Below are 15,127 nucleotides of genomic sequence, written 5' to 3'. Positions count from 1 at the left end.
ACGGCGTGGGGCCGCAAAGGGGAAATCAAATGAAAGCGATGAGAAGACTGTTCGTGCTGAGCGCCATGGCTGCGGCACTGGCCACCAGCATGGGCGCAAACGCCGAAGATAAACCGACCATCAAGATTGGCTACGTCGAAGGCTGGGACGACAGCGTGGCGACGTCGAACGTGGCGGCGCGCATCATCGAAAAGAAGCTGGGCTATCAGGTGCAACTCGTGCCGGTGGCGGCAGGCGTGATGTGGCAGGGCGTGGCGCGCGGCGATCTGGATGCGACGCTGTCCGCGTGGCTGCCGGTGACGCACGGTGCGTATTGGAACAACTTCAAGACGAAGGTCGTCGACCTCGGACCCAACTTCAATGATGCGAAGATTGGTCTGATCGTCCCTGAAAACGTCGATGCCAACAGCCTGACCGACCTCGAAGCGAAGAAGGCCGAATTCGATTCGCGCATCGTCGGTATCGATGCGGGCGCGGGCGTGATGCAAAAGACGAGCGAAGCCATCAAGGCTTATAACCTCGACTACAGGCTGATGCCGAGTTCGGGCAGCGCGATGACCGCTGAACTTGCGCGTTCGGAAGCGGCGAAGAAGCCGATCATCGTGACGGGCTGGAAGCCGCACTGGATGTTCGCGAAGTACAAGCTGAAATTTCTCGAAGATCCGAAGAAGGTCTTCGGCGAAGCGGAACACGTCGATAGCGTGGTGAATCCGGAACTCGAAAAGAAGGCTCCGCCGGTCGTGGCCTTCCTGAAGAAATTCCAGTGGAAGCCGGGTGAAATCGACAGCGTGATGCTCGCGACGCAAAACGGTGAGAAGCCGCAAGCCGCCGCCGATGCATGGATCGGCGCGCATGGCGATCGCGTGGACAGCTGGGTGAAGTAAGTCTCAGCGCCTGGATCAAGAAGGGGTGCCGCGAATCCGCGGCACCCCTTTTTTGTGCTTACCGTAGAACGACAGTGCGTTCGCCGTTGATGAACACGCGCCGTTCCGTGAACGCCTTGATGGCGCGCGCAAGCGTGATGCATTCGACATCGCGTCCCGTTGCAAGCAGGCGCTCGGGGCTATAGGAGTGATCCACGCGCTCCACTTCCTGTTCGATGATCGGGCCTTCGTCGAGATCGTCGGTGACGAAGTGCGCAGTGGCGCCAATCAGTTTTACGCCGCGCGTATGCGCCTGGTGATAGGGCTTTGCGCCCTTGAAGCCAGGCAAGAACGAATGATGGATGTTGATCGCGCGGCCTTTGAGTTTGCGGCTCGTATCGCCGGAAAGAATCTGCATGTAGCGCGCGAGAATCATCAGTTCCGCACCGGATGTCTCGAAGAGATCGAGCAGACGCGCTTCCTGCTGCGCCTTGGTATCGGCCGCGATCGGCAGATGATGAAAGCGCAGACCGTGTTGTTCCGCAAGCGGCGCCAGGTCCGGATGATTCGACGCAATGCCGACAATATCCATCTTCAGTTCGCCCATGCGCCAGCGGAACAGCAGGTCCGCGAGGCAGTGTTCGAGCTTCGACACCATGATGAGCACCTTGGGCCGCGCGTTGAGATCGTGCATCGACCAGTTCATCGAGAAGCGTTGGGCGATGGGTTCAAACTCGCGCTGCAGCATCGGCAGATCGAGCGTGTCGTCTCGGCTTGCGCCATGAAACACGCAGCGCACGAAGAAGCGTTCGCTCAGGTCGTCGTCGAACACGGTGAGTTCGTCGATATAACCATGATGGCGTTCGAGAAAGCCGACGATGGCGGCAACTTGCCCCGCCGCGCTCGGACACGCAACGGTCAGCACCAGTTGATTGGGACGGGTTTCAGCGGACATGCACGCTCCACATTCGATAAAGGTCGCCACGCCGCTCGTGCGGCGAACGTTATCGCTAGTAGAGCAAATGCGCGGGCACGACGGATAGAAGCGAAGCGCCGTCGCGCTGGTATGCAAGCGTCAGGCGATCACGTCGCATTCATCGAGCAGCCAGTTGCTGAACGCGCGCACGACGGCAGACGGCTCGCGTTGCGTGACGAGCACGTAGCCGCGATCAGTGACGAGCGGAGTATCGTCTAGCGCGATGAGATGACCTTTGGCGATGAGGTCATCGACGAGCGGCGCCCAGCCAAGCGCGACGCCCTGGCCCATCACGGCCGCATGCGTGACGAGCGCGTAACTGTTGAAGGTGAAGCCGCCTTGCGCCGGCGGCGCGCTCAGCCCATGCGCCTCGAACCAGCCGGCCCATGAAAGCCAGCGTTCGGGCAACGTAGCCTGCAGATGCAAGAGCGGCAAGTCGAGCAGATCGGCGGCACTCGACGGCTTGTTGCGTGCCACGAGCGCCGGGCTGCATACCGGCACGACGCTTTCAGGAAAGAGCCGGATGGCGTGCGGCGAACTCCACTGCGCGCGCGAACTGCCGAATGCGATCACCACGTCCGCCGGTTCGCCGTCGGCATCCGATACATTTTGCGAGGTGACGATCTTCACATCGACATCGGGCATCAGCGCCTTGAATTGCGGCAGGCGCGGCATGAGCCAGTAAGTCGCGAAGCCGAAATCGGTCAACAGCGTGAGCGTGCGCTGAGCGTTACGCGCGCGAATCTCGCCGGTAGCCGTGCGGATGATATCGAGGCCTTGACGGACCGCTTCGAAGAGACGCGCGCCGTCTTCAGTCAAGGTGACGCCCCGGTGCCCGCGCTCGAAAAGCGGCACGCCGAGCGCTTCTTCGAGTTGCACCACGCGCTGGCTCACGGCGGGCTGTGTCGAGCCTAGTTCACGCGCGGCGGCAGTGAAGCTCGCGAGACGCGCGGCGGACTCGAACATCGAGAGCGCCTGCATGGGCGGTAGACGGTCCTGGCGCGGCATAAATCCCCCTTATGGGCGCATAACGATTTGCTCTCTTCACAGCGGCCATTTGAACGGCAATAGTCACATGAAGCGAACCTGCATCGCCATGCGCGTGTCCGCTGTCGATTCTATTCGAGGTATGCATTCATGCTTGAGACAAAACAAAATATCCTTATTCTCATGGCCGATCAGCTCACGCCGTTCGCGCTTGCGGCATACGGCAACGGAGTGACGAAGACGCCGTGCATCGACGCGCTCGCGCGTGAAGGCGTGGTGTTCGAATCGGCCTACTGCGCGAGTCCGCTCTGCGCGCCGTCACGCTTTTCGCTGCTCGCGGGTAAGCTGCCTTCGCAAATCGGCGCTTATGACAACGCGGCCGAGTTCCCTTCGGAGACGCTCACGTTCGCGCACTACTTGCGCGCCGAGGGATATCGCACGATTCTTTCCGGCAAGATGCATTTCTGCGGCGCGGACCAGTTGCACGGCTTCGAAGAGCGGCTGACGACCGACATCTATCCCGCCGATTTCGGCTGGACGCCCGACTGGGAGAATTTCGAGGCGCGTCCCTCGTGGTATCACAACATGAGTTCCGTGATCGACGCAGGTCCGTGCGTGCGCACGAATCAACTCGACTTCGACGACGAAGTGACCTTCACCACGCGTCAGAAGCTGTTCGATATCGCGCGCGAGCGCAATGCGGGCAAAGACGTACGACCGTTCATGATGGTCGCGTCGCTGACGCATCCGCATGACCCGTATGCCATTCCGAAAAGATATTGGGACCTGTATGGCGATGACGACATCGACATGCCTTCGTATCGCGATTCGCTCGAAGCCAGCGATCCGCATTCGCAGCGCCTGCGTCATGTCTGCGAGACGGATCGCACGCCGCCAACCGAGAGACAGATTCGCAATGCTCGCCGTGCGTATTACGGCGCGGTGTCGTACGTGGACGATCAATTCGCATCGATACTCGAAGCGCTGGAACAGGCGGGTCTCGCAAATGACACAACCATCGTCGTGACGTCGGATCACGGCGAGATGCTCGGCGAGCGCGGCCTCTGGTACAAGATGACGTTTTTCGAGGGCGGCTGCCGTGTGCCCTTGATCGTGCATGCGCCGAAGCGTTTCGATGCGCATCGCGTGAGCGCTTCGGTATCGCATCTCGATGTGTTGCCCACGCTCGTCGATCTTGCGCGCGGCGATGCGCCTTCAGCGTGGCCGGATAGCCTCGATGGGCAAAGCCTCGTGCCGCATCTCGCGGGCGCGGACGGCCATGACGAAGCCATCGGCGAGTTCCTCGCGGAAGGTGCAATCGCGCCTATCGTGATGATCCGGCGGGAGCGCTACAAGTTCATCCATACGAGTGTCGATCCCGATCAACTCTACGATGTCGCCGCCGATCCCCTCGAACGCAATAACCTCGCGAGCGATGCGCGGCACGCGTCGCAGGTCACCGCGTTCCGCGATGAGATCGCGCGACGCTGGGACCTGGAAGCGCTGCATCGCGATGTGCTCAAGAGTCAGCGCCGCCGCCATTTCCATTTCGCCGCGACCACGCAAGGTGCGATCCAGTCGTGGGACTGGCAGCCGCATGTCGATGCGAGCCAGCGCTACATGCGCAATCACATCGACCTCGATACGCTCGAAGCCATGGCGCGCTTTCCAGCGGTCGAGCGCTAGTCCCGCGCTAGTCACCAGCAACTCCAACGACAGGAACGCCCCATGAAAAAGCCCTTGTTTCATGCGCTCATTGTTGCCGCGCTCGTCGCCGTGGTCTCGCCCACATTCGCCGCCGATCCCTCGACCTGCACGCAGGTGCGCATGGCAGGTCCGGGATGGACCGACATCGACGCCACCAATGCGATGAGCGGCGTCATTCTGAAAGCGCTCGGCTACAGGCAGAACGTGGCGAACCTGTCTGTGCCGATCACGTATCAAGGCCTCAAGAACGGCCAGATCGACGTGTTCCTTGGCAACTGGATGCCGGCGCAGGCGCCGCTCGTGAAGCCGTTCATCGACGACAAATCGGTGCAGGTGGTGCGCGCCAATCTATCCAACGCGAAGTTCACGCTGGCCGTGCCCGACTATGTCGCCGCAGCCGGCGTGCATTCGTTCGCCGATCTCGCGAAGAACGCCGACAAGTTCGATGACCGCGTCTACGGTATCGAGCCGGGCGCGCCCGCGAATCAGAACATCAAACGCATGATCGACGACAAAGCCTTTGGGCTGGGCGGATGGAAGCTCGTGGAATCGAGCGAGACGGGCATGCTCACGCAAGTGGATCGCGCGGTGCGGGACAAGAAGTGGATCGTGTTTCTTGGATGGGAGCCGCATCTCATGAACACCAAGTTCAAGCTCGCCTACCTCGATGGCGGGGATCGATACTTCGGCCCGAACTTCGGCGGCGCGACGGTCAACACGGTGGCTCGTAACGGCTACGAGCAGCAATGCCCGAACGTCGGCCGCCTGTTCAAGCAGATGGCGTTCAACGTAGATCTGGAAAACGGCGTGATAACCGACGTGCTGGAGAAGAAGACGCGCGTCGATACAGCCGCCACGGACGCATTGAAACGGCATCCGGAACTGCTGAAGACGTGGCTCGATGGTGTGGCGACTGCGAGCGGCGGGAACGGCCTGGAAGCCGTTCAGACCGCGCTCGGGGTGAAGTGATCGAAAACGATCAGTTGAGTTGCAAGCTGACGCGTTCCTGCTGCGACATCAGCATGGCGCGCATGGGCGACTGGATGGCGAGGAAGTGGACCATCAGGCTGGAAGGCTGCTGAAAATACCACGGCGTATTGATGCCGATGCAGTCCAGTCCGTCCTCGAGCGCCCAGTCGAGACGTTCGCGCAAGAGGTTTGCAATGATCGTCTGATCGCCGCCGTTCGCATACGTGCTCGACTTGTCGGGCGCGGCGCTCACGGCGCGATAGATCTCTTCGACGAACTCGACATTGTGGTCCGTGCGTTTGAAACCGAGCACGCCTGCATTGATGATCCAAGGACCGATGTCGTGCGCGGCGAGAAGATCGCGATTCGCGAAGAGCGGTTCTAGCGGCTTGGATTGATCGACGAAAAGAATGTCGGCATCGACCCACATGACCCATTCGTGATGCGGCAGATATTTGCGCAGGAACCACGGCTTGAGCCAGGTGCCCGTCGTGCCTGGTTCCACCTCGGCGGGCGTATCGCGATAGACGTAGAGCGTGTAGCCGTGACGCTCGCAATAACGCTTGAAGTTCAATTCGGCGATTGCGCCGTACTCGCGCACGTTAGCCGTGTAGTAGGTCACGAGCGCGATGGGCTGGCCGGGGTTGTAGACGCTGAAGGGTTCGGCGGGCACATTCGCATGGGCTGAAAAATCGAGCAGGCGCGCGCCTTTTTGCTGGCAATCGTTGATGTGCTCGGCGAGCGCGTTGCGAAAGCTCGGATGAATGTAGCCGTACATCTTCTCTTCGTCCATCACGATGGTCCACAGATTCGGATACGTAGCCCAGACAGGCGTGAAGCGTGGATTGCAGAACATGGCGCACGTGACACCACCGCGCTCGCCCATCGGTTCGATGACGTCGAGCGGGGCGAGCAAGGTTTCTTCGTCATCGGTTGCGCCGCCGATCTTGCATTCGCCGATGCAACGAACGATGAAGTTGCGAATGTCCTTCGTGTTACGCCAGACCTGCACGGCGGCCTGATGACTGCCCGTGTTGCCGTTGAGCGAAGGAAGCAGATGTTGCCTTCCTTCGGCCATGGGTTCGACGGGATACATGTTCAGCACGAGGCAGTCTTCGCTGAAGCAGACGAGCAAAGCCATTTCAGGCATCTGCCGCAAGTGATGCAGCACGAGTTCGTACTTGAGAAGCGTTCGTTGGGCTTTGCCCTGCATACCCGCCATGGAAACAGCGGTGTGCTCATAGCCCATGCGAGAGCTGTAGTGCTTGTGATTGGCAAGAACGTGAGGGGCGTCGACGTGGAAGATGCTCAGGCAGCGAGTGGTCATGTTCGATCAGTGGTTGATGCAGATGTTGCGATGTAGCGCTTTTTTACAGATTCAGAAGTATGGGTAGGAGCAGAGGAATCCGATATCGGGCATGTCCGAAATAGAAGGGCTGCAAATGAGCGCGAGTCGCAACTGGACATGTTTGCGTCGCACCGGGTCGAGCCGTGGCTTATATGTGGCCTTACTTTTACGACGTTGGCGCACGCACGCCGATGCATCGAAATGCAGCGTTTCAGCGGCAGTCTTTAGCACTTTCAGCAGGACACGACGAACGATCAGCAACCTTCAACGACACGACAACCCACAAGAAGAGGAGCAGCAGATGAGAAGAGGACATGCCGCACGAAGCGTTTCGAGACTCGCCCGCGGCCGTCGTTCCAGTCTTGCGGGACTCGCGCTCGCGGCGAGCGCGGCAGGCGCGCCGGCCCTATCGCACGCGCAGAGCAGCGTGACGCTCTACGGCATTCTCGACGCAGGCATCACCTATGTGAACAACACCGGTGGCTCGCATGTCGTGAAGTTCGACGATGGCGTGTCCTACGGCAACCGCATCGGCTTTCGTGGCGTGGAAGATTTGGGCGGCGGACTGCAGGCGATCTTCGCGCTGGAATCGGGCTTCCGCCTCGGGACCGGGCGCTATGCATTCGGCGGCGCGGAGTTTGGACGGCAAGCCTATGTGGGCCTCAAGAACCCGTGGGGGCAAATCTCGTTCGGTAATCAGCTAGATATGACCGAGGAGATGGTCTACCTCTACAACATCTCGGCATGGGGAAGCGGCTATGCCATCCACCAGGGCGACTTCGACCGGATGAACGGCGACCGCTTGCCGAACTCGGTCAAGTTCCTCTCGAACAATATCGCGGGTTTTACCTTCGGCGGCATGTATTCGTTCGGCAATAACGCGGGCGACTTTCATCGCAACAGCGCGTGGAGCGTGGGCGCGCACTATGCGGCCAACACCTTCAACGTGGGCGCGGCCTATACGCAACTGAACAACCCGTTCGGCATTTACGCGTTCGATCCCTACGCGATGATCGGCGCGCGCACGTTCTTGGGCCAGCCGACGGTATCGGTCGATCCGGCCACGGGCGCAGTCACGGACCTCTACAGCACGAATTCGTTTCCCGTCGATAAACAAGGCGCCTTTGCAGTCGGCGGCGCGTGGACGCTCGGCGACCTGATGCTCTCGGGCAACTTCACGTACACGACCATCAAGGGCCTCGGCGTGACCTCGCATATGCAAGTCTACGAAGGCGGCGCGTCGTATTCGTTCAGGCCGGATCTCGCGCTTTACGGCGGTTATCAGCACACGCGCTTCGAAGGCAATCACTGGAACCAGGGTTCGCTCGGACTGCACTATCTGCTTTCGAAGCGTACCGACGTCTATGTATCCGGCGATTATCTGCGTGCGTCGGGTCCGATCGATGCCGTCATCGGTTATAGCTTCACGCCGTCGACTTCGAATACGCAGTCGGATGTGCGCATCGGCATGCGGCACTCGTTCTAGGCGAGGCGAAGATCATGCGGCGGCAGGCACGGCGCGCAACGCGCTGCGGTCCTGCCGCGGACTCGCATTGAAGCGCGCGCGATACGTCCGCGAAAAGTGCGACGGCGATTCGAACCCGCACGCGACACACACGGCAAGTATCGACATATCGGTTTGCTGCAATAGTTCGCGTGCGCGCGTGAGACGCAGCCCGAGATAAAAATGCGTCGGCGTGTCCTTTAGCGCGGTGCAGAACAGGCGTTCGAGCTGACGTCGCGTGACGCTGATGGATTGCGCGAGCTCATCGGGCGAGAGCGGCTCTTCCATATGCTGCTCCATCACGCCGATCACCTGGATCAGCTTGCGATTGTGAATGCCATAGCGCGCCGCGATCTTCATGCGCTGATGGTCCGAGCGCTGCCTGATGCGCCCCAGCACGAACTGCTCCGACACTTGCGCCGCGAGTTCCGCGCCATGATCGCGCGCGATCAGATCCAGCATGAGGTCGATGGACGCAGTGCCGCCCGCGCACGTAATGCGCCGCGTATCGATCTCGAACAACTCCTGGCTCGTTTCTATCGCGGGATAGCGCTCGGCGAAGGCCGCCGCCGCTTCCCAGTGCAACGTCGCGCGCTTGTCCGCGAGCAGGCCGGCTTCGGCGAGAATGAAGCTGCCCGTATCGATGCCGCCAAGCGTCGCGCCCGCGCGATCCAGCCGCTTCAACCACTCGCCGATGCCGCGTGTATAGCGCGCGAGCGGCTCGAATCCCGATACGACGAACACGGTATCCGCATGTGTCACGCTGTCGAACGCGCTTTCCGCATTCAGCGAGATGCCGTTGCTCGCGACCACCGGCCCGCCATCGGGCGACAGGATATGCCAGCGATACAACTCGCCGCTGAAGCGATTTGCAACCCGCAAGGGCTCGATCGCCGACATGAAGCCAATGGACGAGAACTCGGGCAGCAGCAGGAAGTGGAAGTCTTGGGGAACGGGCATCGAATGGCGTGTGGCGCTTTGGACGAACGCTCCACGCTAGCAAGCACAAAAAGCCCGCGCAATCCGGCGCGGCCCGTATTCGCAGGCCTTTCTTCTAGCACGTCGCATGCGGTCAAGTCGCGGTCGCAAGCGGTCGTTCGTTCGCCTTTATGCGGCGTTACTTTTGATGCACGCCGGCACGACGAACCGGCATCCAATGAACCCTCACCGGAACAGCACGCCATGAGACATCGCCTGGTTTCGAAACTGCTCCTGACTGGCGCCTGTGCCGCGACCGCACTGACTCACGGCGCCTTCGCGCTTGCCGCCGATGACGCGAGCTGCCGCAACGTCCGCTTCGTGGATATCGGCTGGACCGACATCACGTCGACGACCGCGCTCGCTTCCGTCGTCTTCGAAGGGCTCGGTTATGCGCCGAAGACGACGGTCGCCTCCGTGCCCATTTCGCTCGCGGGTCTGAAGAGCAAGCAGATCGACGTGTCGCTCGGCTACTGGTGGCCGGTGCAGGAAAAGGCGGTCGAGCCGTTCCTCGAATCGAAGAGCATTCAGAAGCTCGATCCGCCGAATCTCTCTGGCGCGAAGGCCACGCTTGCCGTGCCGAGCTATGCGTATGACGCGGGCATTAAGTCGTTCGCGGATATCGCCAAGCATCGCGATGAGCTCGACGGCAAGATCTACGGCATCGAACCGGGCAGCAGCGCAAACGCCAAGATTCAGAAGATGATCGACACGAATCAGTTCGGGCTCGGCGGATTCAAGCTCGTGCAATCGAGCGAGGCGGGCATGCTGGTGACGGTGGAACGCGCCATTCGCGACAAGAAGCCGGTCGTGTTTCTTGGCTGGGAGCCTCATCCCATGAACATTCAGATGAAGATCAACTATCTCGCTGGCGGCGATGAAGTCTTCGGCCCCAACTATGGCGAAGCGCGCGTCTACACGCTCACGAATACCGACTTCCTCACACGCTGCCCGAACGCCGGCAAGTTCGTATCGAACCTCAAGTTCAATACCGATCTCGAAAACCGTCTCATGGAACCGGTGATGAACAAGGAACGCCCCGCCGAAGCGGCAAAGGCGTATCTCAAGAAGAATCCGCAGGTGCTCGATTCATGGCTTGCGGGCGTGAAGACCGTCGATGGCAAGGATGGTCTGCCAGCGGTGAAGCAATACCTCGGACTTTGAACTGAATAAGGACAAGCGCCACCATGAACCATGACGTGATCGTGACCTGCGCGGTAACGGGAGCAGGCGACACAACGGCCAGACATCCGGCAATACCCGTCACGCCCAGGCAGATTGCCGAAGCGGCTATCGAGGCCGCGCGTGCGGGCGCGACCGTGGCGCATTGCCATGTGCGCGATCCGCAAACCGGGCGCGGCAGCCGCGACCCGGCACTGTATCGCGAAGTAGTGGATCGCATTCGTTCATCGGATGTCGATGTCATCATCAACTTGACGGCGGGCATGGGCGGCGATCTGGAAATCGGCGCGGGCGAAGAGCCGATGCGCTTCGGCAAGGGCACCGATCTCGTCGGCGGTCTCACGCGTCTTGCGCATGTCGAGGAACTGCTTCCGGAAATCTGCACGCTCGATTGCGGCACCCTCAATTTCGGCGATGGCGACTACATCTACGTCTCGACGCCCGCGCAACTCCGAGCCGGGGCAAAGCGCATCCAGCAGCTTGGCGTGAAGCCGGAACTCGAGATTTTCGATACCGGTCATCTCTGGTTCGCGAATCAGTTGCTGAAGGAAGGCCTGCTCGATGCGCCGCCGCTTTTTCAGCTTTGCATGGGCATTCCTTGGGGCGCGCCGCCCGACACGGGCACCATGAAGGCCATGGTCGATAACTTGCCGCCTGGCGCGCATTGGGCGGGCTTCGGTATCGGCCGCAGGCAGATGCCGATGGTCGCGCAAGCCATGCTACTCGGCGGTCATGTGCGCGTGGGTCTCGAAGACAATCTGTGGCTCGATCGCGGCGTGCATGCGAGCAACGGTTCGCTCGTGCAGCGCGCGGTGGAGATCATCGAACGTCTTGGCGGACGCGCGCTCACGCCGGCGGAAGGGCGTCGCAAGCTCGGTTTGCCGGCGCGTGGCGAACGCTTGCTGGAGCGTCGCGCGCTCGGGCAGTTGGCATAGGATCAGGATCACTACATTCGGATGGACGATATGCAAGTCAGGCAATTCGCCGCGCTCGGCGCGGGTGTGATCGGCAGCGGCTGGGTGGCGCGCGCGCTTGCGCATGGGCTAGATGTCACCGCGTGGGACCCGGCGCCTGGCGCTCAAGCGCAGTTACGCGCGAACGTCGCCAATGCGTGGCCGGCGCTGGAACGCGTGGGACTGGCGAAAGGCGCGTCGCAGGATCGCCTGCGCGTGGTGGAAACTGTCGAGGAGTGCGTCGCCGATGCGGATTTCATTCAGGAGAGCGCGCCCGAACGCGAGGAACTGAAGCTCGCGCTGCACGAACGCGTGAGCCGCGCGGCGAAGGCCGATGCGATTATCGCGTCATCCACTTCGGGCCTTCTGCCCAGCGATTTTTACGCACGCGCCGTACATCCCGAGCGCTGCGTGGTCGGGCATCCGTTCAATCCGGTTTATCTTTTGCCGCTCGTCGAAGTGCTTGGCGGCGAGTTGACTTCCGGCGATGCGATCGATACCGCGATGAGCTTCTATGCATCCATCGGCATGAGGCCGCTTCGCGTGCAGAAGGAAGTGCCGGGCTTTATCGCGGACAGATTGCTCGAAGCGTTGTGGCGCGAGGCGTTGCATCTGGTGAACGAAGGCGTGGCGACGACCGGCGAGATCGACGATGCAATTCGGTACGGCGCGGGCATTCGCTGGTCGTTCATGGGCACGTTCCTGACCTATACGTTGGCGGGCGGCGAGGCGGGCATGCGACACTTCATGCAGCAATTCGGCCCCGCGCTCGAATTGCCGTGGACGAAGCTCGTCGCGCCGACGCTCACCGATGAACTCATCGACCGCGTGGTGGACGGCACGTCGCGGCAGACGAACGGACGCGGCATCAAGGAACTGGAGCGGTATCGCGACGACTGCATCACGAGCGTGATCGAGGCGATTGCGCAGGCGAAGGCACGGCACGGTATCGAAGACTAACGGGGCGAGATTCATGAGCACGATTTATCGCGACACCGTGAAGGCCGAATGGGTCGATTACAACGGCCATCTGCGTGACGCGTACTACATGCTGATCTTTAGCCTCGCGACCGATGCGTTCATGGACGGCATCGGTCTGGACGACGCGGGCAGGCGCGCGCGGCAGCGCACGCTCTACACGCTCGAAGCCCATGTGAGCTATCTGCGCGAGATCAAGGAAGGCGCGGCGGTGCGAGTGGACGCGTGGGTCGTCGCGCGCGACAAGAAGCGCGTGCATCTTTATCTGGAGATGTTCGAAGCGGACGAGGCGGAGCCGGTATCGGCGTGCGAGCAGATGATGATGCACATCGATTCGAGCGGCGCGCCGAAGTCGGCTTCGTTCGATGAAGACGTGGCGCGAAGTATCGATATGCACGCGGTGATTGCCGCGTGCGATGCGCGTTATGCGGGGCGGGTGATTGGTTTGCCCGCGCGTTCCGCTGGCACCTCGGTTCCCGCCTGAGCACGCCAGCGCCGCAACAACAACGCGTTCGCCACCACGCTCACGCTCGAAAACGCCATCGCCGCGCCGGCGAACATTGGGTCAAGCATGCCGAATGCGGCAAGCGGAATGCCGATCAGGTTGTACACAAACGCCCAGAAAAGATTCTGCTGAATCTTGCGATACGTCCGGCGCGAAATGTCGATGGCATCCGCCACGAGCGCCGGGTCGCCACGCATGAGCGTGATGCCCGCCGCTTCGATCGCCACGTCCGTGCCGCTGCCCATCGCGATGCCGACATCGGCGGCGGCAAGCGCGGGCGCGTCGTTGATGCCGTCGCCCGCCATCGCCACGATGCCGTGGTTCGATGCCTTCAATTCCGCGATCACGCGCGCCTTGTCCGCGGGCAAGGTCTGCGAGAAAACCAGCGCCGACGGAATGCCCAGCGCGCGCGCAACCGCCTGCGCGCTACCCGCGTTATCGCCCGTAACGAGCGCGGCCTTCACGCCCAGTTGCGCGAGTCTTTCGATGGCGGCCCGCGCCGTCGGCTTGATCGTGTCGCCGAACGCGAGCAGGGCGAGGACGGTCGCCTTGCCGTCAGCGCGGTCCAAGAGCCATGACACCGTGTTGCCCTGCGCTTCGAGGTTGCGCGCCTCGACGGCAAGCGCTTCGGGCACGGCCGCATGCAATTCCTCGACCCAGCGCGCACTGCCTATCGCCACGTTGCGCGCGCCGATGAAAGCCTCCGCGCCGCGTCCGGCAATTGCTTTCGCCGACGTCGCCTCGTATCGCGCAATGTCCGGCGTGCTATCGGCGAAACCGACTACCGCTTTCGCCAATGGATGCTCGCTCATTCTTTGCACCGCCGCCGCCAGCGCGAGTGCTTCCGCGCGCTCGAATCCCGGCGCGGCTTCGAACGCGACGAGACTCGGTTGGCCGGCCGTCAGCGTGCCGGTCTTATCGAACGCAACGACGCTAATGGCATGCGCCTGTTCCAACGCCTCCGCGTCCTTGATCAGGATGCCGTGACGCGCCGCGACGCCCGTGCCGGCCATGATGGCGGTCGGCGTGGCGAGGCCGAGCGCGCACGGGCAGGCGATCACGAGCACGGCGACCGCGTTGAGCCAGGCGGTCTCGGCATCCGCGCCATGCAGAAGCCAGCCCGCCAGCGTGATGAGCGCAATTACCAAAATTGCCGGCACGAAAACGGCGGACACGCGATCGACCAGGCGCTGGATCGGCGCTTTTTCCGCTTGCGCCGATTCGACCAGCCGGATGATCCGCGCGAGCGTCGTTTCCGCGCCAATGGCCGTCGTTTCGATCGCGATCACGCCTTCGCCGTTGATCGATCCGCCCGTCGCGCGCGCGCCCGGCTCTTTCGCAACCGGCAGACTCTCGCCCGTGATCAGCGATTCGTCGACATGCGTGCGTCCCTCGCGCACGATGCCATCCACCGGCACGCGCTCGCCCGGCCGCACGATGGCGATGTCGCCCACGCGCACATCGGCGAGCGCAATCTCGCTTTCATGCGAAGGATTGGCGCGATCGCGCACGCGCGCCGTCGTCGGACGCAGCGCGTTCAGGGCGCGGATGGCGTCGGTGGTCTGGCGTTTGGCGCGCGTCTCCAGCCATTTGCCAAAGCGCACCAGCGTGATGACGACCGCCGATGCCTCGAAGAACAGATGCATCGGCATGCCGCCGTGCGCGAACATCTGATAGACACTCAGCGCCCACGCCGCCGATGTCCCCAGCGCCACGAGCAAATCCATGTTGCCCGCGAACGCCCGCAGCGCGCGATAACCGCCGACGTAGAAACGCGCGCCGAAGCCAAACTGGACGATGCTCGCGAGCGCCAGTTGCAGCCACGGCGAGAGCGCTGCGCCGAACATCGGCGCAAGCAAGGGCAGCGTGACGAGCGCGCTCGCGACCACTGCGACGAGTTCGGCATCGAGCGCCTGCGGCGTTTTCGCATCGACACGCGGCGCGTCGGGCTCGACCTTCGCCGCTTCATAACCGGCTTTCGTAATGGCCGCGACCAGTTGTTGGTCGGTGACGGCATCGTTCGTATGGACGGTGGCTTTTTCGGTCGCGAGATTCACGGCGACCGATTCCACGCCCGGCACGCGTCCGAGCATTTTCTCGACGCGCGCGACGCACGACGCGCACGTCATGCCGCTCACGGCGAATACCGCGGTTCTGGTTTGATTGACTGGTGCCGA

At 62.0% G+C, this 15,127-nt stretch carries 13 protein-coding genes; 8 read left to right on the top strand and 5 right to left on the bottom strand.

From position 1 onward, the window contains the following. The first annotated feature begins 29 nt into the window (after window positions 1-29). Window positions 30-884 (top strand): glycine betaine ABC transporter substrate-binding protein, encoded by an 855-nt coding sequence (locus tag P9250_RS15135; protein WP_244829046.1) that lies wholly within the window; start codon window positions 30-32, stop codon window positions 882-884. Between the two features lie 58 nt (window positions 885-942). Here P9250_RS15135 and purU read toward each other — a convergent pair whose 3' ends face one another. Together purU and P9250_RS15125 are read right to left on the bottom strand one after the other, a co-directional pair. Then, complete coding sequence (gene purU, locus P9250_RS15130; RefSeq protein ID WP_250466433.1) at window positions 943-1,818, bottom strand: formyltetrahydrofolate deformylase; 876 nt, start codon at window positions 1,816-1,818, stop codon at window positions 943-945. A 120-nt stretch (window positions 1,819-1,938) separates the two neighbouring features. Then, on the bottom strand, window positions 1,939-2,847 hold the full coding sequence (locus P9250_RS15125; RefSeq protein WP_244829048.1) for a choline sulfate utilization transcriptional regulator: 909 nt from the start codon (window positions 2,845-2,847) through the stop codon (window positions 1,939-1,941). A gap of 129 nt (window positions 2,848-2,976) precedes the next feature. On the opposite strand from P9250_RS15125, the gene betC reads away from it, so the two are divergent. Together betC and P9250_RS15115 are read left to right on the top strand one after the other, a co-directional pair. Next, window positions 2,977-4,512 carry a choline-sulfatase gene (gene betC, locus P9250_RS15120; RefSeq protein ID WP_310393799.1) on the top strand — a complete coding sequence of 512 codons (1,536 nt, stop codon included), beginning with the start codon at window positions 2,977-2,979 and terminating at the stop codon, window positions 4,510-4,512. 42 nt (window positions 4,513-4,554) lie between these two features. Further along, a complete protein-coding gene (locus P9250_RS15115; protein WP_310393796.1) occupies window positions 4,555-5,502 on the top strand; it encodes a choline ABC transporter substrate-binding protein in 948 nt (315 codons plus the stop codon). A gap of 10 nt (window positions 5,503-5,512) precedes the next feature. Here the strand turns inward: P9250_RS15115 and P9250_RS15110 are convergent, their stop codons facing one another. Next, window positions 5,513-6,829, bottom strand: a complete 1,317-nt coding sequence (locus P9250_RS15110; protein ID WP_250493052.1) for a hypothetical protein — start codon at window positions 6,827-6,829, stop codon at window positions 5,513-5,515. Window positions 6,830-7,151: 322 nt separating this feature from the next. On the opposite strand from P9250_RS15110, the gene P9250_RS15105 reads away from it, so the two are divergent. After that, the gene (locus P9250_RS15105) at window positions 7,152-8,336 is read left to right on the top strand and encodes a porin (protein ID WP_250493053.1); all 1,185 of its coding nucleotides are present in this window, start codon (window positions 7,152-7,154) and stop codon (window positions 8,334-8,336) included. 12 nt (window positions 8,337-8,348) lie between these two features. Here P9250_RS15105 and P9250_RS15100 read toward each other — a convergent pair whose 3' ends face one another. Beyond that, window positions 8,349-9,314: a GlxA family transcriptional regulator gene (locus P9250_RS15100; RefSeq protein ID WP_310393793.1), complete on the bottom strand. Its 966-nt coding sequence runs from the start codon at window positions 9,312-9,314 to the stop codon at window positions 8,349-8,351. Between the two features lie 222 nt (window positions 9,315-9,536). On the opposite strand from P9250_RS15100, the gene P9250_RS15095 reads away from it, so the two are divergent. The 4 genes from P9250_RS15095 to P9250_RS15080 are packed head-to-tail and all read left to right on the top strand — an operon-like array spanning window position 9,537 to window position 12,929. Then, window positions 9,537-10,496: a choline ABC transporter substrate-binding protein gene (locus P9250_RS15095; RefSeq protein ID WP_309959388.1), complete on the top strand. Its 960-nt coding sequence runs from the start codon at window positions 9,537-9,539 to the stop codon at window positions 10,494-10,496. Between the two features lie 23 nt (window positions 10,497-10,519). Then, on the top strand, window positions 10,520-11,449 hold the full coding sequence (locus P9250_RS15090; RefSeq protein WP_310393791.1) for a 3-keto-5-aminohexanoate cleavage protein: 930 nt from the start codon (window positions 10,520-10,522) through the stop codon (window positions 11,447-11,449). Between the two features lie 30 nt (window positions 11,450-11,479). Next, the gene (locus P9250_RS15085; protein ID WP_250493057.1) at window positions 11,480-12,427 is read left to right on the top strand and encodes an L-carnitine dehydrogenase; all 948 of its coding nucleotides are present in this window, start codon (window positions 11,480-11,482) and stop codon (window positions 12,425-12,427) included. A gap of 13 nt (window positions 12,428-12,440) precedes the next feature. After that, on the top strand, window positions 12,441-12,929 hold the full coding sequence (locus P9250_RS15080) for a thioesterase family protein (RefSeq protein ID WP_250526510.1): 489 nt from the start codon (window positions 12,441-12,443) through the stop codon (window positions 12,927-12,929). On the opposite strand, the gene P9250_RS15075 is transcribed toward P9250_RS15080, so the two are convergent. Beyond that, a complete protein-coding gene (locus tag P9250_RS15075) occupies window positions 12,869-15,043 on the bottom strand; it encodes a heavy metal translocating P-type ATPase (RefSeq protein WP_409014903.1) in 2,175 nt (724 codons plus the stop codon). The two genes, P9250_RS15080 and P9250_RS15075, sit on opposite strands and share 61 nt — an antisense overlap. Window positions 15,044-15,127: the final 84 nt, after the last annotated feature.

Origin of the sequence: Caballeronia sp. LP006 (genome assembly GCF_031450995.1) — a bacterium.
GTDB lineage: Bacteria > Pseudomonadota > Gammaproteobacteria > Burkholderiales > Burkholderiaceae > Caballeronia.
This window is presented reverse-complemented; position numbering and strand designations above follow the sequence as displayed.

Excerpts from the sequence above, each read along its gene's own strand:
- P9250_RS15090 (WP_310393791.1), top strand. The coding sequence starts at position 10,520 with ATGAACCATGACGTGATCGTGACCTGCGCGGTAACGGGAGCAGGCGAC.
- P9250_RS15100 (WP_310393793.1), bottom strand. The coding sequence starts at position 9,314 with ATGCCCGTTCCCCAAGACTTCCACTTCCTGCTGCTGCCCGAGTTCTCG.
- purU (WP_250466433.1), bottom strand. The coding sequence starts at position 1,818 with ATGTCCGCTGAAACCCGTCCCAATCAACTGGTGCTGACCGTTGCGTGT.
- P9250_RS15110 (WP_250493052.1), bottom strand. The coding sequence starts at position 6,829 with ATGACCACTCGCTGCCTGAGCATCTTCCACGTCGACGCCCCTCACGTT.
- P9250_RS15115 (WP_310393796.1), top strand. The coding sequence starts at position 4,555 with ATGAAAAAGCCCTTGTTTCATGCGCTCATTGTTGCCGCGCTCGTCGCC.
- P9250_RS15085 (WP_250493057.1), top strand. The coding sequence starts at position 11,480 with ATGCAAGTCAGGCAATTCGCCGCGCTCGGCGCGGGTGTGATCGGCAGC.
- P9250_RS15135 (WP_244829046.1), top strand. The coding sequence starts at position 30 with ATGAAAGCGATGAGAAGACTGTTCGTGCTGAGCGCCATGGCTGCGGCA.
- P9250_RS15105 (WP_250493053.1), top strand. The coding sequence starts at position 7,152 with ATGAGAAGAGGACATGCCGCACGAAGCGTTTCGAGACTCGCCCGCGGC.
- P9250_RS15075 (WP_409014903.1), bottom strand. The coding sequence starts at position 15,043 with ATGCTCGGACGCGTGCCGGGCGTGGAATCGGTCGCCGTGAATCTCGCG.
- P9250_RS15080 (WP_250526510.1), top strand. The coding sequence starts at position 12,441 with ATGAGCACGATTTATCGCGACACCGTGAAGGCCGAATGGGTCGATTAC.
- P9250_RS15095 (WP_309959388.1), top strand. The coding sequence starts at position 9,537 with ATGAGACATCGCCTGGTTTCGAAACTGCTCCTGACTGGCGCCTGTGCC.
- betC (WP_310393799.1), top strand. The coding sequence starts at position 2,977 with ATGCTTGAGACAAAACAAAATATCCTTATTCTCATGGCCGATCAGCTC.
- P9250_RS15125 (WP_244829048.1), bottom strand. The coding sequence starts at position 2,847 with ATGCCGCGCCAGGACCGTCTACCGCCCATGCAGGCGCTCTCGATGTTC.